This window comes from Phocaeicola vulgatus ATCC 8482 (assembly GCF_000012825.1).
GTDB classification, from domain to species: domain Bacteria; phylum Bacteroidota; class Bacteroidia; order Bacteroidales; family Bacteroidaceae; genus Phocaeicola; species Phocaeicola vulgatus.
On record NC_009614.1, the window covers coordinates 3,947,365 to 3,966,882 of the forward strand.

Below are 19,518 nucleotides of genomic sequence, written 5' to 3' on the forward strand. Positions count from 1 at the left end.
CTCTCGGCTTTCTTTTTAATCGGAACAGAGAAAATGAAACAGATACAGTTTGCCCAAACATATAATAATGAAGCTGCACACAGACAAGTGAAGCTACTAATGAAACAACACAAGCAGCTTTATATCCAAGTGAACGGTGAAGCATGGATTAGCAGTCAAGGAGTAACGAGTATAAGATACCAACTCAACGCACAAGGCTGGCAGTGGATTCTTAATTATCTGCAAACGGGAGATTATGAGGATTTTGGAGTATTCCCGTCCAGACTATCCAAGCTATGCAGCGAGTTCCAAGAGGATGTGGTAAAAGAACTAATAGAACAGAAATACAATATTGCAAGAATCCCTTTTTTACGGGAAACCGAAGCCTATATAAGACTTAGAGGGCTGTTCCGTTTCGGAAAACTCTTTTTCAGCATAAGGAGAAGCGATGAATTTATAGATTATCTAAACAGCAAAGGATTATGATTACTCTACATAAAGGTCAATACCTGTCTGACGTAATGAGTGAGATTCCGTCAAACTGCATACTTTCCAAAAGAATACCCGGCTGTGGTGCTACCACTTTGGAGCTTGAAACCCAAAGAAATTCCATTATCGTAGTTCCCAATGTACCCGTCATCAAAAGCAAGTGCGGAAAATACAGCAATCTGTTAGGCGTTTATGAAGATGTCACAACAGATAAGATTCGCAATTATTTGACTAATAACAGACTACATAAGATAATGACTACTCCCGAAAGTTTTGGAAAAGTGAAAAACGCTTGCAGTGGTATTGACATTTATAATCATTTCTTCCTGCTGATGGATGAATGCCACCAATTAATCAAGGATGTGGATTACAGAACGGACATAGTGCTGCCCATGAATGACTTTTTTCGTTTCAAAAGCAAGGCTCTTGTTTCCGCCACTCCTATCGGATTCAGTGACCCAAGATTTAAAGAGTTTGAAACAGTGGAAGTAAGTGCCGATTATGATTACAGACAAGAAATTGCGGTTACACATACTTATAATATATACAAGGCAATAAGTGAATATTTAGGCAATCACACAGAGGAAACAGTCTGCTTTTTCGTCAATTCCGTGGTAATGATTTACTCCATAATGAAACAGTTCGGCATATTGGAGGATTCTACCGTTTACTGTGCGCCAAAAAGCCGTTTGAAACTGAAAAATGAATACTCCTTTGATAATGCTTATAATGATTGGAACGCAGATACCATGAAGAAATATAACTTCTTCACTGGCAGATTCTTTACGGCATTCGACTTGGATTTGCCTTATCAGCCCGATTTGGTAATGGTTACAGACCCTTATAATTCCGAATATACCATACTTGACATAGATACGGACTGCATACAGATTTGCGGAAGATTCCGTAACGGTATAAAATCGGCAACACATATCTATCGGGTGAATCCCGAAATCATAACCAAAGACAGGGAACAGATAGAATGGGAAATTTCGGCACATGAATTTGCCTATAACACGATACAAACCTTATACAAAAGTGCGGATAACAGAGAAAGCAGATTCGCTTTCGGTGCAGTTCTTGAAACCATGCCGTTCCGTAAATTCCTATATTCGGACTTTACAAAGAACTGGTTTGCCATAGACAATGAGATTAATTCCGTATTGGTGAACAACAGATACCAATCAAGACAAGAAATAAAGAACTGGTACAATGACTGCCATTTCTTCAATCCCACATTTGAGAATTGCGAATATAACGAGAATGACGAGAAATTAAAGATTGCCAAGACTACACGCTCGGTAAAGGACAAACACAGAAAAATGGTACAACTTCTTAGTGAAATGGAAACTCCCTACTCGGAATACGCCTTAGATTTCATTAATGATATGCGGAAGATTGACCCGTTCATTGTGGAAGCGTTTGAGACTTTGGGCAAAGAGAGGATAGAAGAACTTAACTATTCCAAAAAGAAAATCAAAGAAGAAATGATTCTGACACAACGTAAGGGGAATAAAGTTATCAGACTGGTTAAGAATATATTCAAGGTTGGTAACAGATATTCCAATGAGAAAATAGTTAATGAATTAACGAGAATATATGAGAGATTGAACATACACCCCGAAGAAAATATAGAACCGAAACTTATCGGTCTCTATTATCAAGCAAATCCATTTAAATCGGGTAATATAAGAGGCTATCAATTAAATTCGGAATTAGTTTAGCTAAATGGGACAAAATCTCATTTTCTTGCCTTTCTATACCCGATACAGAAATTAAGTAAAATGTCCCTATCAACCTTAATAACTAATGAAACAGAGTAATTTTCGTACTAACTAATAATATACAGTCGCAGGAAATTCTTGCGGCTTTTATTTTTGGCGCAGAACCACAGCCCCACATTTTCCCCGATTCCGATTTTCCGAATATTTCCACGTTAGGAAGAGTTATATAGCCTATACTTTATAATATACCACATACAGCTAATACCATTAAAAAGACTACCTAACTAAAGAATCACCTATATTCAGTTTTGCTAAAAGTCAAGAGAGCAAATATTATAAGGTACTTTATACAGAAAGCCCCCCTCCCCATTCAATCAGTAACCTTAAATATATAAGAGTGTCTGCCTTTACAGTGTACTACCCCCTTAGTCCCCCTCTGTATATTGATATAAAAAAGAATTATTAATCATTTAAACTTTTATCAATATGAGAAATTTAGTTATCATGCCAACAGAGAACAAAGAGAGAATGAATTTAGGTGAGTTTGCAGAAGAAGCAACCATTATTGAAGAAACTGCAACACCTAAAAGGGTAAATCATTTCATTGAGGCAAACACCCAAGAAGCTACCTTGCAACATTTGAAAAATGACTGCATTACTCCCGTTTTTGCAAAAGACAATGAGCTTACAGTAAACCATGCTGCATTTATTGAAACAGTTTGGGAAGCTGCAAACTCCTACTACAATGGTGAGACTATTGGAACACCCAATGTTCGTGTTAGTCATGTGATTAAGGGTCGCATTCCCGAAGCTATCCACAAACCTGCCAATCAGTTGTTGGAATCAGACAAAACCATCTACTATGAGAGGGCAGCTTTCAGTATTGACATTCCTACAATCTATGAAACGGTTGAGGGTAACAAGTTGAACCTTTCAATAGTAGGGGTTAGAGCCTATAACCAAATGAATCTGTATTCAAAGAAAGTTCCAGAGTTGTTTAGGTTGGCTATTGGCTTTAAGAACCAAGTATGTTGCAATATGTGCATCTTTACAGACGGTTACAAGGATGATTTAAGAGTGAGCAATACAAGTGAACTTTACCGTTCTGCCTTGGAACTGTTCAACAACTACAATCCTGCCAAACATCTGCATTTGATGCAAAAGTTGGGCAATACTTCAATGAGTGAGCATCAATTCTGCCAAATATTGGGTAAAATGAGACTTTATCAGTGTTTGCCCAATGGCTACCAAAAGAGACTGCCAAGAATGTTGCTTACTGATACACAAATAAACAGTGTTGCAAAAGCCTACATTAATGATGAGAACTTTGGCAGCTTTGGAAATGACTTGAATATGTGGAAATTTTATAATTTGCTCACTGGAGCAAATAAAAGTTCATATATTGATTCATTCTTAGACCGCTCTTTAAATGCTACTGAAATGGCAGTTGGAATTAATGCAGCCTTGCATGGGGATGAGCATTACAAATGGTTTATTGACTAATTAATGAGAGGACATCTATTTATTAGGTGTCCTTTCTTATCTATTTTACAAACCTTTTAAATAATGAGATATGGAATTACAAGAAAGCCGTGAATATAAGGCTGCAAAAGAATTGGAAAGAGCTTTGAATGATATGAGTTGGAATCCTCAAAAATTTGCTGAAAGTACAAGATATTATCACCGTACATTACAGCAGGAATTAATGAAAACCATTGTGGCAATCATTAAAATGGTTGGTGATAAGGGGTACAGAACAGACCTTAGAAATCAAGCCTCACATGAACTTTGCAGAAAGATTATTGACAGTGGGGTATTGGATGATTGTTACTTGCCTTTTATATAATGTAATGAGAGGACATCTATTTATTTAGGTGTCCTTTCTTTTTTATTCACTTAAAAATACTACAAAATGGAAGATAATGGAAAATTGATTTTATGGGGTACATTGGTAGTTCTACTACTGATAATGATTGGTATTATCAATCCTTTTTTGCTGATACTGATTTTATCCATCTTTATTTATGCGCAATCTTAGTTACACTTTTTTATTGGAATGGGACAAAGTTTGAAATTTCTGTTGTTATCATACCTTTTTCAGAAATAGAGAATTTTGTCCCGTTCTCTAATATACAGTAACTTTCAAAAACTGCAATGTAAGAGAAACTACAAATAATGGTTATATCTAAATCTGATAGGGCATAGTTCCAAGCCAAACAGATTGCGATAACGTAATTAGCCCTACATTAATGCAAGCGTAAGAAAATTATCTTTTTAAAAAGCCATGATATGGCTTGTAGTTTATGGTATGTGCAATTTTGGGGAACTACTTATATGCCATACTAATCTACTGATTATTTAGCTATTCCATAAAATAATTTCTGAATTATGCAAACATATGCAAAGTATTGAAATACAGTTTATTTTGATAATTCAAATTAAACACATAGCTTTGCAGTGTCCGTTTACAAAATCCCATTTATTTAATCATTTAAAATTTATCAGCTATGAGTAATCTTAAAACTTACTTCAAGAAAAGTGTGTCCGTATGTAAGAAAAGCTCTGCCTATATAAGAGCTATACTCGTTCTTGCAAAGGCACTATATCATGCAATGGTGGGCAATGGAAATTATGAGGTATCATTTACCAAGATAGGGCGCAAATGGTACTGTAATGTTCCGGGCTTTCCCAAAGAACTGTTTGAACATACGCTCATGGTTGGTGGTGCATCCAACTATCTTGAATATTACTCTCGTGGAGAAAATGAGATTGTGGCTACTATCAGAATTGCTAAAGAATGGGAAGATAAGTTTTATTGCGGAGTTAGATTATATAAGGTAAGTTCCACTTTAACGGGTGGTGCTTTCTATAAAGACCCAAGCGGAAATTTTGGTGAAGAACTTTGGCTTTGTCCCGTTACTCTATTCTTATTGGGCAAATACCCGAAACTAATCTTTATCTATAAGATTAACAAAAACTACCTGCATTGTCCCATCTGTATTGAGTGATTGGGCAAATTTATCCTCACAGATACCGCTATAATTGCAAATGAATCACTAATTTTGTGGTCTAATTAACTAAAAACACAATAGATATGGAAGGTATGTTCTCTTTAGGCAATGTTGGATTATGGAGAATGGCAAGCAATGGCTATATGTCTCTAACTGGAGAAGTGGGTGAATTATTCATTACCAAAATTTTAGGAACTATCATTCTTAAATTGAAATATAAAGATATTGTTTACGCAGTTTCAAAAAACGCAAATGAAAGATATTTTAGAGTACCAACCTCGGAAGGTGGATATTTCTTCTACTTTGACAGCTTTAATGAATTAAAAGAGGCTATTGAAAAAGGCAAATAGCAGACTGATTATTAAATAGTTCGCAGTATTTGCGGACTTTTTTTATATCCATTATGAAGATTAGATACTTCTTTCATTCATTACTTAGTTAGGCAACAAACCCATATACCTTATAATCTCTAATAGAACTACATCTTTCAATCCGCAGAAACTACGGGTACTTTTTTCGGGAAGAAATCTTCTTATAGTCCCCATTCAAAAAAAGTACCTGCTTATGCTATTACAAAGAAAAGAAGCTGAATACTTCTCTAATTACTTACTAAAGATATGCTTTAGAACATTTAGAACTGCATTTATCAGCGTTTTATCTTTAGCTATTCAAAACTTTTCGCTAACTTTGCAACAATTCCAGTAGTCTTAATGCGTTAAGACACTGAAAGGACATATTTAACGAAAAGGTGTTATTGAAATTATCTTTATTGGTAAATTCTCGCAAAATTTTCCTGTAGCAAAGATAATGGACGGTAGCACCACATCTTTGGTATGTATAGCCATTATTGGCTTTCTACATATCCTTTGGTGTGGGCTATTGTCTTTATCCGCTACGAGGCAATGCGAGAAGCCCACCAATGGATAAGGATGATAAGTTCCCACACCTTATTTTTTTATTCGCTTCTTCGGGGAATTGGGAAGTACAATATTAGTGAGCAATGAAGAAGATTATTTCAATTTTAGCTTTTACAGTATTGCCAACAGTTGCTTATTCACAACTTCCATTAGTTGAATACAAACCCGTAATAGTTGGCAAAAGTAATAACAACAGTAGCAACGAACATAACCAAGGTAATAGTAATGAGTATTTCCCGAATGTGCCTTCATATTCTACTCCTAATCGTTCCACCACACAAAACTATCAGACAATAGGAGCATATTTTTTTGATACAAGTTCACAGAATTTTAAAAGAACGAAAATTAAAATCAATTTCGGGGAATCCTATTCGGGAGAAACTGAAATCTATGTTAGGGCAGTATTAGACCGTTCTTTATATAGAGAAAGTTGGAGAGACTGTAACAACAGAGCCGTTAGGGTCAATGCTTTGTTAGACAAGGAAATTATAGTGAATAATTTTGAATGGAAAGTAGAGCATACGGCTTTGGGTACTATTTACTTTAATTACTAATTGTTGAGATTATGAGAACTTTTATTCTGATTTTGTTTTCTCTATGCTTTGTCACCATATATGGGACAAATACAGAAAGTAATGATGTTGCATTATCCATAAACCAAAATTTTCAAGGCAGTTTTTCCTATAAATATGGTGAACGGAGAATAGACAAAGAACTGTATATACATAATTTAGGGAATAATGTTCAATCTTATATCGCAAGTAAAAATTGGAATGAATATAAATGTGAGGAATTTAGAAATGCGTATGGGAAATATATGGATGCACTGAAAAAAGACAGACTATCCGCAGATGATTTTGGAACAATATATGATTCTAAAGGAGAGTTAGGAAATGCTGACAATGATGATTATTGGTATGACAACAAAGGAAATAGGATAAGTGGTGCGGAGTACAGAGCTTTAAGTGTACGCAAACAAAAGAAGTATCGGGCTTTTTATGCCAATAAAGAAGTTGCCACATATTTCAATGAGATTGCTAAGGCTATAGTAAACAGAAGATATTCAGATTAACAATCGAACTATACGGTTATGAAAAAATATTTATTAGGACTTCTACTGTTTTTCGTTTCATGTGGAATAGGTAAAACCTATCTATATGAATTAGACTTTACGGAAGATAAAGACAGAAAATCGGGAAATATATTCAATGTGTTCGTACATGACAAAAAAGGTAACGCTTTCGATGGAACAGCATGGTCAAGCGATGGAAAAACTCTATCCATAGAAGTAAACAATGGCATTCTTGTTTGCTTAAAGATGTATTATGAAAATGGGGAAATGGCTACATATAGCACATTACAACAACGTACCTATTATGATAAAGATGGGAATGTGATAAGCGAAACAGATTTTAGAGCAGGAATAGATTCTGAAACTTTGTCACGCATGAGGATGGCTTCAATGGAGTTAGAGAAAAGATAGCTTAGATAACAGCCCAATATGATTCAAACCTCAATAATATATAATTAAAGTAGCTAAGTATGAAGCAGTTAAATAAATGCGTGTTGTTTTTTATCGTGCTATTCCTCAATACTACTTATCTATTTGCAGACATTGGTAATCGTGGTAGATGGGATAACGGTGGAACTTCTAATTTTGGAATGTCCTTATGGGTACTTTTGGGTATTATCGCAGGAGGATTCTTTGCATGTATTTTTATTAAAAACGGCTTGGAGAATGGATTCAAAGACAAGGAACTGAATAAAACTGGATGTATGTCAATAATTGCTACTATTGTTGGATTATTGGTTTTAGTATCTATGTGTTCACATTAAATAGAAGTATGTATGAAATTCAAATTCTTAGCATTCATATTAATCGCATTCAGTATCAATCTATATGCTGATGAATACAAGTTTGATTATGCAGTTATTGACAATGAGAAAGTGACGACTGTAAGTGCTTCAAATATTACAGCCCATCTTATTAGTGAATCTAAAGCTACTGTAACTTATAAAAATGAGACCGTTACTCTAATATCTAAAGATGGTTACGAATACAAAGGCTTTGGTGAAAGTGGAGTGGTAATCGTTTCTAATAGAGTGAATGGTGTATTAAGTAGAATTACCATAGGAGGAACTTTTAGAGGACAAACCGTTATACTTGTTTATAAGCGGATTAATAGCAAATAACATCTTGATAATTATGGATATTCTCAAATATATTGTATGTCTGATTATTGCAGCTATCATTTATTTTATAGTCGGGCTTATTGCTTGGAATATTGTATGTTCATGGGTTGATATGTCATCTTGTACATTAGTGGAAATTAGTAATTATAGAATATACACATACTCTGGAATAGCTTGTATTTCCGCGATTATAGCTGAAATAAGAGTAGGAATAAAAAATGGGCGTGATATGGACGGGGCATGTACAATTCTATTTGTCACTGGATTTCTTGCACTTATGGCTAATCATTGGGAAAGCATGTGGGATAGTGTCGCTGTTATCCTAACTATTTTATACAATATTATAAATATTGTAATAATGGCATATTGCTTTTATAAGAGTAATGAATGATATTTCCATTTACATAAACTACCATGAAAAATACTGTTATCCTTTTAATTAGCATAGCTACATTTATAGACTGCACCAAACAAAAAGCGGAACAAGTTTCTACCATAGACAGCACTTTACAAGTAAGTGTTGATTCTATCCTGCAAAACAAGCTATCCGAACTTAATGCTACGGTAGGGCAAGTTATTATAATGGAAGTACGGACGGGAGAAATTAAAGTTTCTGTTGGTTCTGATTCTATTCTGCAAGAATCGGGATTAGTGCGTATCGCTTCACTTTTGGCAGTATTGGAAACAAAGGCAGTCAAACTATCCGATTCGATAGATGTTGCAGATGGTGTCTTAGCTATTGGTAAAGATACATTGTGCGACCATAATTGGCATAGGGGTGGATATGGAAAAATCACAGTGGAACAAGGCTTTGGAGTAGCATCCAATATCGCCAATTACAAAATAGTAAAAAAAGTATTTGAGAATGAACAAGCCTTTTCGGAAGCACTTGCAAAGTATGGTTATCAAGTGAAAGACACAAGTCTTGTTTATAATCCTTTGGGATATGGCATTCTCACCACTCCATTACAGAACTTGACTTTCTTTAATTACATAGCTAAAAGTAAGACTGCCATAAAAGAAGCATTGGAATACTCTGTTTCTAATGGATTAGCTAAACCTGCCCAATCAGATAAAGTTAAAGTAGCTGGAGCAACGGGAACAATTCAACTTCCGAACGGTGAATATGCGGTAGAATTTTGCGGTTACTTCCCTGCCGATAATCCGAAATACAGTGTTATCGTTACCATTAATAAGACAGAATTACCTGCAAGCGGTGGACTGATGGCAGGTGATGTTTTTAGGCAGATTGTTGATATTATGAATGAAAGATAATGAGAAGATTGCTATTTATCATTATTGGGCTACTTAGTTTAGCGGCTTGCAAAACAGACAAGACATCTGTTCCGCAAGAATTTGAGTGCTTTAATCAGCCACATATATACATAAAATACAAACAGCCTATAAACGGATATACAGTAAAGGTTATGTGGTTGCAATATGGTGAGGTAGGTAATGCTCTATTCTGTTTAGAGAAACAAGGAGTACAATACTACTACTTTGCGGAGAAATGGACTGATAAGATTCTGTATGATAAGGGTAACACATATCCGCACAACACAGTTATAGAGTTGGATTATACGGCTAAATTAAAGAGCGAAGAATACCTTTCGGATGATTCTCCTTTCTTCTTTTCTGATGTTGATTTTGACGGAGAAGAGGAGTTCATTATCAACCGCTATAAAAGTGGTTCAAGGGATTCCAATGCTTATGATGTGTACGACGTCAGCCCATACGGTTACTTTATACAGAAAACAGAAGTACCATTTACAGAGTTGGAAAACGGACAATGTAAGTTTGATTCAGAGAACAAGACTATTACTGTTTTTGGCTCTAATGGATGGAACAACGCTATTAGGCATATCTACCAACTAAAAGACAGAAAATTTGAATTAGTACAATCAGAATAACTATTTCAAAATCAAACGAAATGAAAACATTTAGATTTATTGGAATGGCTTTATTAGCCATAGTAATGTGTGTGAACTTTGCTTCTTGCAGTAGTGATAATGATGAAGAAAGTAACGGTGGTAAATCAACACAAGAACTGTTACAAGGCGTATGGTATGATGCCTATACAGACGATTGTCCCTACTTTATTGTCGAGAAAGGCTATTGCTACTTTGCCAACCAACCCTCAACAGTTTACTATGTTGAGAAGTACAAATACACTTTTGATTCTAAAAACAATACGCTGATGTGCTATGGATATGATGAAGAAAGTGATACCTACGATAATGAGCCGTGGTATATAAGAGTTAAATCTGTATCAGATACCAAACTTATTATAAAACTTTTGAACGATGACAATCAAACCGTTGATGATACAAGAGATTGTGTAAAACAATAGCAGACCACTACTTGACAGACAAAAAGCCAACCTACCCATTTGAAGTATATACTTCAAACAACGGATAAGTTGGCTTTTTCAGTTCTGAACAAACATCTTATTAACTACAAAACTATGTGTTTCACAAGCATATTTATAGATGCAGAGAACACAAAACAATAAGAGTAGATTTTTCAGCAGGTAGATTTTTAAGAAGATATAGCTTTATATACCTACTACTGATTTTTATACCGATACTATATTATGCAATGTCAATACAATATATGAATACTTTTTCAGTAGGGAGAAAGCTACTTTATACTATTATATACTATATCAGTAGATAGATAAAAAACTGATAGTCAAAAGCAAAACTATAAGAAAGAATCATTGGATAACAGCACAATATTGACTAACTTTGTGGTGCAGTTCAATGCTGCAAAGAGATTATTAATTTATTGTTGAATTTATCTTGTTTACGTGTAAACCAACATGTAAACCGCAACTTGAAAGGACTTCTTCTAAGAAGATATAAGCGGCAGTAGCTCAGTTGGTCACTTTTAATCCGCAGGATTAAAAGGCATCAGCTTCCCAAGCTGAGGGTCGCGGGTTCGAATCCCGTTTGCCGCTCCAAAGAGAATTCTGATAGTCAGGTAGTTGGCTATCAGAATTCTCTTTTTTAGCACTATTTGAGGAAGATGAATACAGGTGGTTTGAACATCATTATGTAAATTGATTGAGCAGTATATGGCTAATGAGAAATATGGGAACAGATTTGTTTATAAAGGCCCATGCAGTATATTCATACGCTAAAGTATCGGCACTTACACGAATTGCATCTGCATTGCTGCTTTCTATAACGATTTTCCTTGGTTGGATTGATGTGTACATCCGATAATGAAAAGACAGGAGAAATATGAAAACGTTATTTTCATAATCTCAAATTATATGTGAAGAAACAATGTCTTTAGAAAAGTAATAAAAAGTGCAATCCATCAATAATCAGAATTGCACTTTTATTTTCCACTAATTTATATTCTTAATTTTCTTTTTTGAGGGATATCCAAAGATACAAAAACTAACTGATTAGCAATAATTTAACTTGAATAGGTTGTATAATTTTGTACTATTGAAAGAATATCCCTAAACATATTGGATTTACTGGGTACAGATATAGAGAAAGTCCTTATTTTTTGATAATCAGTCAGAAGCTTCTTTATTAATTGGTGCAAAAATGCCAAGTACACACATTACAACTCCAGTTCAACCACAAATATCCATTTCCCTATTTTTAAATTCCCAGACACAGCCAGATCAATAGCCGCTTCGTTATTTTTTGTCTTGTCAGTCAAGCCGACACATAAGGTATACTTTCCCTGCAATTCTGCCGGAATATTAAACCGACTCAAATAATTGTATGATATTCCCTTCAACCATTCGGAAGGTTCTGCTTCCGGTTCTGTATAAAGAAATACAATTTCCTTTTTTTCATTCATCAAAACAAAACTAACCTGATATTTATAATTCCAATTGGGATGATTATTAGGCAATACACCCACACCATAGTTTTTCCATGAATGAAACAAAGTCAACGTTTTGTGGTCTTGCTCCACCTTTATATAGTCCGGATAAAGACGATAACCGCCTAAAGTTATAAAACGCTGAACTTGGTCCGGCAGCTCTTCTATCCAGAATTTGCACTGTAAAGGCATACGCAAATCCAGCGTGTTACAATGGCTGTCCAAAGCATCAGTCACAGAAACGGTAAAAGCTTCTTTGAAATCGTTCATGGCAAAACGTTTGTCTCCTTGGAAATGCTTGTATTTTGAGTTATCACCATCTTGTGCGTTAAACCACCAGCATCCCTCACCAATAAGAGCTCTTTTTGGGAAAAGTTCGTCATGCACCATCGCACGTTCTTCATTAGAAAACCAAAAACTGCCTATACCATCCCTGCGAGGAAGAAACCCCAGCTTGTCATATACTAGCGGCTTGGAAAACCTGTAGTCGCTCTGCGAAAGATTCATTACCGTAAGCACTTTTTTGAAGTGTCTTGCATACGATTCGGTTATCTGTCGGATAACGCTTTCCAGATTATCTTGCTTTTCGAGTACCAGTCCATGTCCTTCTCCCCATCTTCCCAATCCATATGCATCAATATAATCTACCTCATCCGGATTGTCATATTCCTTTGCAAAAGCCTCTATGAACTTGTCCAGCTTTTCAAGGAATACTGGATTATCATAATAAGGCTGGGTTTTGCCTTCATCGTCTATTGGGCTTTCTGTGGCTCCGGCTTCGTACACATAGGACGGTACTCCGTCTACACCATGAAAGAACACCCTGAAGGCCAGTTTAAGCCCTTTGTCTTTGGCTTTTTGTATATACCATTTATACCGTTCATTGTAAATCCATGCATATTTGCCCTCCTCGGGTTCCAAATCTTTCCACAGCATTCTGATGTACAGAATATTGGAATAATCAGCTGCTTTGCATTCTTCCATCTGTTTCCAAAAAACTTCGGGAGTATAGATGTTGCTTTTATTGTGGCGTGTTCCCTGAAAAGATCAGCCTTCTTCGTACATCATCCATCCCATGGCAGGATTTTTCAGTACGGTGGTCAAATCCGGGCTATAGTTTACCCATTTGTTCATTTGGGCTTGAAGTGAGGCGGATCCCAATAGGTGCATGCTGCACAAAAGGATTGCGGTTAGGCGTAAAATGGAAATACTTTTCATGATTAGAATTAATATTATTAAAAATGTATTTTATAAAATCATTACAAAAGGTTTTTGATAAAAAAATAATCTGAGTCATTGCATGAGAGTTAATGAAACGATATACTTTTATGTCCATTGCTAAGACATTTTTTCTTCTCTAGATCCTAATATTGAAAGATACCGCTTTCGTTACTTGCTAAAACTTCAGTTGAATTACCTTGATAAATGTTTATATTAATTATTAAAAGTAAAGTAATTAGAATTGCAATCGTTTTCATGTGTCATTATATTTAAAGTTTATATATAAGCAAATTTAAGGAATAATCTGTTACGTTGTTTTCAGTAATAGGACTTTAACTAAATTTCTTTTAGTTTTTTTTGACAACCTCAATAACATACTCTTTCGGATTGGCTATCAGTCATGCGTCTTTCTTTTGTTCTTTCAGAATGTTTCTGTCAATGACCCTGTATTACAATATTGTTTTAAATGTGTTGTATGTTGGTCTATATATAGTTTATTCTGTGCATTTTTTATGCATAAGATTTTTCTTTAAAATATTTGTTATAGCTTTGCTATCACAAATAACTGAATGTGTTTTTATTTTTAGATTCATTAAACTGGGATGTTGTAAGGCATCTTGATAAGTAAAGCAGTTTGTATTGAAAAAGGCAGGATTGGTGAATCCCGTCTTTTTATGTATCTTTTTGTTATAAGAATGAAGGTGTGTCAAAATGCGCACCTTCTTTTTTTATGCACAAAGCCCCGACTTTCACAAGCAGGGGCTTTGTTATTACCTAAAGATTTTGTATCTTTAAGCATAACATTTTATACTATGACAAAGATACATTTTCGTCCTTACAATCCCAACCAAACAGTGCTTTTTCCTCCAAGAATTGACGAGGATATTGCAGAGCATGATCCAGTTCGGATGGTTGACGCTCTGGTTGAGAGCCTGAACCTTGAAAGTTTCAGGAAGTTGTATAAGGAATGCGGGCGCAGCCCTTACCATCCCAGGATGATGCTCAAGGTCATTCTGTATGCCTATATGAACAACATCTACTCCTGCCGGAAAATCGAAAAGCTCCTTCACCGTGACATCCATTATATCTGGCTTGCCGGATATGAGAAACCGGATTTCATCACCATCAACCGTTTCCGCAACCGGGTGAAGAATGAAATCAACGAGGTGTTTACCCAAACCGTACTCCTTCTCTCTTCCAAAGGCTTCATCAGCTTGAATGTGGAATACATTGACGGGACAAAGATTGAGTCCAAAGCCAATAAGTATACTTTCGTCTGGCGGAAAACGGTTGAGCGGAACCGTGAACGCCTGATGAAGAAGATACATATCCTGCTAGGGCAGATAGACAATGTCATCGCCCAGGAGAACTCATCGGAAAGCAATGAGGAGATTGAGTTCACTCCGGTCATGCTGACTGAAATGGCGGGAGAATTGCGTCAAGCACTCGAACAGGTTCCTGAACCCTCCACGAAAGAGGAAAAGACTGCGTTGAAAAAGAAACGCAAACAGCTGAAGGAGTTGGAAGAGCACAGGGACAAGCTACAGGAATACGACAACCGTCTGGACACGCTGCAGGACAGGAATTCCTATTCCAAAACGGACAATGACGCTACTTTCATGAGAATGAAGGAGGATGCCATGCGTAACGGCCAGACAAAGCCCGGTTACAACCTCCAGATCGGCACCGGGAACCAGTTCATTACCGACTTTGCACTCTTCCCGAACCCTACGGATACACTGACCCTGATACCTTTCCTGCAATCCTTCTCAAGCAGATATGACAGGCTGGCCCATACGGTGGTTGCCGATTCCGGCTACGGTTCTGAGGAGAATTACCGCTTCATGTCAGAAAACGGTATGGAAGCCTACGTCAAGTACAACTACTTCCACATGGAACAGCGGCCGAGATTCAAACCGGACCCGTTCAAGGCCGAAAACTTCTACTACAATGAAGAACAAGACTTTTGTATCTGCCCCATGGGACAGAAGATGCAAAGGATAGGGACTAGACATGTGAAAACAGCATCCGGATATGTCAGCGAAAATGCCAGGTACAGAGCCATCAGATGTGAAGGCTGTCCGCTAAGATGCCGATGTTTTAAAGCAAAGGGGAACAGAACGATAGAGTTGAATCACAGACTCAGAAAATACAAGCAAAAAGCCAAAGAGTTGCTCTGCTCAGAGGAAGGGCTGAAACACAGAGGACAGAGATGCATAGAACCGGAAGCCGTGTTCGGACAAATGAAAAACAATATGAATTACAAACGTTTCCGCCATTTTGGAAAGGATAAGGTCTTCATGGACTTTGCCTTCTTTGCCATTGCCTTCAATATAAAAAAGATGTGTGCAAAAATGACTAAAGAAGGTATGGATTGGCTGATTAGACCGTTTTATGAGCTTACAGTTGTTCTATTTAGATGTTGAGAACGCATAAATCAAAGAAATCCTCAAAATATCGCAGCTTAAAAAAATGAGTCGATTTTTATAGTCAATGAAAAAAAAGAAGGCGCATCGTGTATTACGACACACCTTCATTCTTTATTCAAAGAGACGCAAAATATATTATTTCAGTATTTCACCTTTTTCATTGAAGAACACCGTACTTTCAGTTCCTTCCTTGTCTGTCAGAACAACCTGATAGGTCTTGCTGCCATCCTCTGCCGCTTCCTTGACGGTTGATTCCGCAAAATTTTTGGCGATTGCTTCCGTTACCGCTGCCGGAAGGTCTTTCACTTCAATAGGGGTGAAGTCATTTACTGCCATGACTGTTTCAACACCTGAGGTCAAATTTTCGGCAAATGCCACTGTTGTTCCTAATCCCATTACCAATGCTACTGCAACAAAAGATTTTTTCATAATCTTATATTTTTAATGGTTATTGTTTTACGATAATGATAGGACAATTTTTATGCCAAAAGAATAACTAATCTGATTATCAGTTGGTTAATATTTTACTAATTATATGTGAAATGGAAAAAATCCTCATATAGTGTGGGATGATGTGGAAATGTTCCACATTGATACCTTTCTTCCATTAATCTTTTCGCACCTTTGCGGAAAAATGGATAAAATCAGATACCGTCTTGTATATAACCGCCAGAACACACTTAACAGGCAGGGCACGGCTCTTGTACAGGTTGAAGCCTATTTGAACCAAAGGAAAATCTACCTGAAGACCAATGTTTACCTCAAACCGGAGTGCTGGAGCCGTGAGGGGGCACAAGTCATTAACCACCACCAATCTAACGAACTCAACGCAATGCTCTATGAATACATCCTGTATCTGCAAGGCATAGAATTGGGGTATTGGAAGCGCGGAATACCTGCCACACTCTCACTGCTGAAGGATGCTGTCAAGAAGAAAAGTGCCGTGAATATCAGCTTCTCCACTTTCGCCAAATCAGCCATTGACAATTCGGACAAGAAGCAGTCCACCAAGGACAACCTGCACTCTACACTGGCGGTCTTGAATGACTTCCGTTCCGGATTGGACTTCAAGGATATTACCTATACATTCCTTCGTGATTTTGAGCAATACTTAAGGGAAAAGGGCAATGCGGACAATACGATAGCCAAGCACATGAAACAGCTCCGTATCTTGGTCAATGAGGCAATCAACCAGGGATATATGCACGCGGATGCTTATCCGTTCAGAAATTAGAGATGGTTTTACCGTTTAGATCCAATACAAGTTCCTTCCCTTTTGCCACCTCAACCGGTTTCTCCAGAATAATGTCATCAGACAATATAAAGCTACCTCCGTTCTGGGCGGCTTCATCAAGAGCACCCGCACCAAAGAATTTCACGATACGGGAAACTGAAATTTCCTGCCCGTTGTTATCTATAAGAGTCACTTTCAGAACGGCCTTTTCTCCACTTATTCCTTTCTTGTTGATTTTGACTGTCGTTCCGGTACATTTCCCATCCGTAAATACAGGTTCCTTAATTTCCACATCCTTATTTTCAGCACGGGGCACAATCTCTATATCTGTAGTACCGTCCTCGCTTCTCAATTCCGCAACCAAAGCCTTATAATTTTCTGTTGTCAAACCAATAAATTCAATATCAATTGTATTACTAACGGAAGTTACCGAGAAAATATCGCAACCATCCTTGAACTTGACAGATAATATTTTGGTACGTGGTACGGTCAGCTTGGTCTTTCCGTCAGCCAGAGTGAATATGACATTATCAGGATCACTTGTGTAGTCCACTCCGTTTTCCGCAAATACCGCATCACCTCTGTCGCCTTTCTCCCCGGTCGCCTTAATCCCTGTCGATTTCCAGTTTTTGCCGCCATCCGTTGAGATTTCCCATTCATTTGTCGTGGCGTTGATTTGAACTTGGGGGGCAATGGCATCGTCCCCTTTGGCTCCTTGCGCCTTTATTTTTGTATCAGTCATACCTATCCACCAATTACCGTTCTCGCCGATATGAGGTGTGATGCCGTCAGATTTACTTTATGATGTAAGAAAAATCATACTATCCCTTCTCATTTGGAGAATCCATATATCCCGATTTACAAGACGAACATAACGCTTTTTAAACTAATGTTATCAGATATTTATTAAATAATTGGTGCAAAATTAACTAAAAAATGATGCTGGCCTGTAATATAATTTTTTACATTCCAGACCGATTCAATATATTTATATTCTTCTTTGGTAAATCGTTTTTTATTCTTATTTTGCAGAGTCTTTTTTATTGACATATCGTGACAATGGATTTTAGTGTTTTGGCAGCGATGGTGCAAGCGGATAGGATTTTTAAGTGTGTATTTTATAATCAATCAGATAAACAATAGGCAGAATGGAATTAAATGACTGGTTGGCTATAACTGGGGCTTTAAGGGATTGGAAGCTGTCCGCTGGGATTCATATTCTGTGTAAACCGCAAAACGCACGGAAGGAGAATGCGTCTGCCGATTCGGTGGAGAATGAGAACGAGCGGAAGCAGGTTGACTGGTTGGAAAAGCGTATAGTCCAGTGTACTGCCAAGAGTGTAGAAAGGACAGCACTCGTAAGTCGGTCAACATCGTATATGGCTCTATCATCTCTTTGAATGAACTGATTGCAACCAATGGCAACTACGTGATTAATTTTCGGATTTATGGTACAAGAAAACCGTCTGACAGCCCGACCAGGAAAGTTTTGTTACTGGCTGACGGTCACGTAGAAGGTGATTTCAGCAAGAATAGAAAGAAGGAAACTGCAACCAAAGACTGTACGGAGGTGAAAGCCGACAAGGAAACCACTTCCGATATCCATGAGGAAAAACGGTCAGAATCATAAAGGATAAAAAAGAATCCACTTTGCTTAAACAAAAAGGCTTTACCTGTGTTTGTGTAACTGTTTTGTTTGTCGTTGTGCTGATAGTAAAACATTGGCGCAACAGACAATCTTCATCATAAGACTTTAAATTTATAAATTGGACTGCCCCGGCTCGTGATGAGTCGGGGTATTTGTTTAAATACAATTTCCCAATTGGATTACACAATCAACTGAAGAGAATAGAATTTTATGTATTTTTGCCTTGTATTGTGGGGTAGAAGCCAATCTCATAACAAAAATTACTCCTTGTTTTGGGGATCTATTGTAATACGCAATAATGTGACAAAAAATATTTTTAGAAATAGGCAAATCCTTTTGAACAAATTCGTCATTGTTTTGTTCTTGAAGAATAAAGTAGATTGTCAAAACGTAACTAATCTGAACCGTTCCGGCTTGTGATAAGTGGGAGCGGTTTTATTTCAACAATATTTTTGTTAAAAGATAGCGCGTGAATTATATGTTCTTTTATTTTTGTACACAGTTGACATGAATTTATGTATCATGGTGAAAAAGAAATCTTATTCCGAAGAGAAATTAAATGAAATGATCGTATGGCTCAATAATCATGCCAATGAACTTCCTAAGGAAATGCAGATAAATAAATTCGCTTTCACACCAAATTTGAAACTTACTGTTGAAAGTTGCATCATGCAGGCTAAATAATGTTTGGGTAACTATAAGATGGCTGGAGCTTTTAGACTGCTCCAACAAATCGGAGAGAACCTTGAAAACAATAAATGATATTCTTCTATTATTTAGTAAGTAAATCAAGATGTTTCTTTCATCGACAAAAATATGAAAGT

Annotated in this window: 20 protein-coding genes, 1 tRNA gene and 3 pseudogenes; 20 read left to right on the forward strand and 4 right to left on the reverse strand. The window is 36.7% G+C overall.

Features of this window, described 5'->3' with window-relative positions; genetic code table 11:
* The first annotated feature begins 33 nt into the window (after positions 1 to 33).
* From BVU_RS15745 to BVU_RS15820, 16 genes are all read left to right on the forward strand, one after another.
* The gene (locus BVU_RS15745; protein WP_005942262.1) at positions 34 to 465 is read left to right on the forward strand and encodes a hypothetical protein; all 432 of its coding nucleotides are present in this window, start codon (positions 34 to 36) and stop codon (positions 463 to 465) included.
* The gene (locus BVU_RS15750) at positions 462 to 2,192 is read left to right on the forward strand and encodes a DEAD/DEAH box helicase family protein (RefSeq protein WP_005942266.1); all 1,731 of its coding nucleotides are present in this window, start codon (positions 462 to 464) and stop codon (positions 2,190 to 2,192) included. The genes BVU_RS15745 and BVU_RS15750 overlap by 4 nt, the downstream gene beginning before the upstream one ends.
* A 486-nt stretch (positions 2,193 to 2,678) precedes the next feature.
* Positions 2,679 to 3,695 (forward strand): DUF3871 family protein, encoded by a 1,017-nt coding sequence (locus BVU_RS15755; RefSeq protein ID WP_012055552.1) that lies wholly within the window; start codon positions 2,679 to 2,681, stop codon positions 3,693 to 3,695.
* Between the two features lie 70 nt (positions 3,696 to 3,765).
* The gene (locus BVU_RS15760; RefSeq protein WP_005942273.1) at positions 3,766 to 4,038 is read left to right on the forward strand and encodes a hypothetical protein; all 273 of its coding nucleotides are present in this window, start codon (positions 3,766 to 3,768) and stop codon (positions 4,036 to 4,038) included.
* A gap of 661 nt (positions 4,039 to 4,699) precedes the next feature.
* Complete coding sequence (locus BVU_RS15765; RefSeq protein WP_012055553.1) at positions 4,700 to 5,200, forward strand: DUF6717 family protein; 501 nt, start codon at positions 4,700 to 4,702, stop codon at positions 5,198 to 5,200.
* An 86-nt stretch (positions 5,201 to 5,286) separates the two neighbouring features.
* Positions 5,287 to 5,553, forward strand: a complete 267-nt coding sequence (locus BVU_RS15770) for a hypothetical protein (protein WP_007569762.1) — start codon at positions 5,287 to 5,289, stop codon at positions 5,551 to 5,553.
* 650 nt (positions 5,554 to 6,203) lie between these two features.
* A complete protein-coding gene (locus tag BVU_RS15775) occupies positions 6,204 to 6,674 on the forward strand; it encodes a hypothetical protein (RefSeq protein ID WP_007569764.1) in 471 nt (156 codons plus the stop codon).
* Positions 6,675 to 6,685: 11 nt separating this feature from the next.
* Entirely contained in the window at positions 6,686 to 7,192 is a 507-nt protein-coding gene (locus tag BVU_RS15780) for a hypothetical protein (RefSeq protein ID WP_007569765.1), read from the forward strand.
* A gap of 18 nt (positions 7,193 to 7,210) precedes the next feature.
* The gene (locus BVU_RS15785) at positions 7,211 to 7,603 is read left to right on the forward strand and encodes a hypothetical protein (protein ID WP_007569766.1); all 393 of its coding nucleotides are present in this window, start codon (positions 7,211 to 7,213) and stop codon (positions 7,601 to 7,603) included.
* A 59-nt stretch (positions 7,604 to 7,662) separates the two neighbouring features.
* Positions 7,663 to 7,956, forward strand: a complete 294-nt coding sequence (locus tag BVU_RS15790) for a hypothetical protein (RefSeq protein ID WP_007569767.1) — start codon at positions 7,663 to 7,665, stop codon at positions 7,954 to 7,956.
* Positions 7,957 to 7,968: 12 nt separating this feature from the next.
* The gene (locus BVU_RS15795) at positions 7,969 to 8,313 is read left to right on the forward strand and encodes a hypothetical protein (RefSeq protein WP_007569768.1); all 345 of its coding nucleotides are present in this window, start codon (positions 7,969 to 7,971) and stop codon (positions 8,311 to 8,313) included.
* A gap of 13 nt (positions 8,314 to 8,326) precedes the next feature.
* Positions 8,327 to 8,704: a hypothetical protein gene (locus BVU_RS15800; RefSeq protein WP_007569769.1), complete on the forward strand. Its 378-nt coding sequence runs from the start codon at positions 8,327 to 8,329 to the stop codon at positions 8,702 to 8,704.
* A 23-nt stretch (positions 8,705 to 8,727) separates the two neighbouring features.
* Complete coding sequence (locus BVU_RS15805; RefSeq protein ID WP_012055554.1) at positions 8,728 to 9,588, forward strand: penicillin-binding transpeptidase domain-containing protein; 861 nt, start codon at positions 8,728 to 8,730, stop codon at positions 9,586 to 9,588.
* The gene (locus BVU_RS15810) at positions 9,588 to 10,223 is read left to right on the forward strand and encodes an XAC2610-related protein (RefSeq protein ID WP_012055555.1); all 636 of its coding nucleotides are present in this window, start codon (positions 9,588 to 9,590) and stop codon (positions 10,221 to 10,223) included. The genes BVU_RS15805 and BVU_RS15810 overlap by 1 nt, the downstream gene beginning before the upstream one ends.
* A 20-nt stretch (positions 10,224 to 10,243) precedes the next feature.
* The gene (locus tag BVU_RS15815; RefSeq protein WP_012055556.1) at positions 10,244 to 10,663 is read left to right on the forward strand and encodes a hypothetical protein; all 420 of its coding nucleotides are present in this window, start codon (positions 10,244 to 10,246) and stop codon (positions 10,661 to 10,663) included.
* A gap of 514 nt (positions 10,664 to 11,177) precedes the next feature.
* Positions 11,178 to 11,275 (forward strand) — tRNA-Gly (locus tag BVU_RS15820).
* A gap of 617 nt (positions 11,276 to 11,892) precedes the next feature.
* On the opposite strand, the gene BVU_RS15825 is transcribed toward BVU_RS15820, so the two are convergent.
* Together BVU_RS15825 and BVU_RS22855 are read right to left on the reverse strand one after the other, a co-directional pair.
* Positions 11,893 to 13,146 carry a hypothetical protein gene (locus BVU_RS15825; protein WP_008781520.1) on the reverse strand — a complete coding sequence of 418 codons (1,254 nt, stop codon included), beginning with the start codon at positions 13,144 to 13,146 and terminating at the stop codon, positions 11,893 to 11,895.
* Positions 13,147 to 13,209: 63 nt separating this feature from the next.
* Entirely contained in the window at positions 13,210 to 13,332 is a 123-nt protein-coding gene (locus BVU_RS22855; protein WP_256187025.1) for a hypothetical protein, read from the reverse strand.
* Between the two features lie 863 nt (positions 13,333 to 14,195).
* Here BVU_RS22855 and BVU_RS15835 point away from each other — a divergent pair.
* Positions 14,196 to 15,809, forward strand: coding sequence for an IS1182 family transposase (locus tag BVU_RS15835; RefSeq protein ID WP_012055558.1), 1,614 nt, complete (start codon positions 14,196 to 14,198; stop codon positions 15,807 to 15,809).
* Between the two features lie 138 nt (positions 15,810 to 15,947).
* On the opposite strand, the gene BVU_RS15840 is transcribed toward BVU_RS15835, so the two are convergent.
* A complete protein-coding gene (locus BVU_RS15840; RefSeq protein WP_012055559.1) occupies positions 15,948 to 16,241 on the reverse strand; it encodes a hypothetical protein in 294 nt (97 codons plus the stop codon).
* Positions 16,242 to 16,446: 205 nt separating this feature from the next.
* On the opposite strand from BVU_RS15840, the pseudogene BVU_RS15845 reads away from it, so the two are divergent.
* Positions 16,447 to 17,040, forward strand: a pseudogene (locus BVU_RS15845) (phage integrase SAM-like domain and Arm DNA-binding domain-containing protein); the annotation flags it as partial.
* Here the strand turns inward: BVU_RS15845 and BVU_RS15850 are convergent.
* Positions 17,036 to 17,788, reverse strand: a complete 753-nt coding sequence (locus BVU_RS15850; protein WP_008669163.1) for a hypothetical protein — start codon at positions 17,786 to 17,788, stop codon at positions 17,036 to 17,038. The pseudogene BVU_RS15845 and the gene BVU_RS15850 overlap by 5 nt on opposite strands.
* Before the next feature lie 603 nt (positions 17,789 to 18,391).
* Between BVU_RS15850 and BVU_RS22860 the strand changes: the two are divergent.
* Positions 18,392 to 18,795, forward strand: a pseudogene (locus BVU_RS22860) (hypothetical protein); the annotation flags it as partial.
* Between the two features lie 418 nt (positions 18,796 to 19,213).
* Positions 19,214 to 19,456 (forward strand): annotated as a pseudogene (locus tag BVU_RS15865) (DUF6965 family protein).
* Positions 19,457 to 19,518 lie beyond the last annotated feature (62 nt).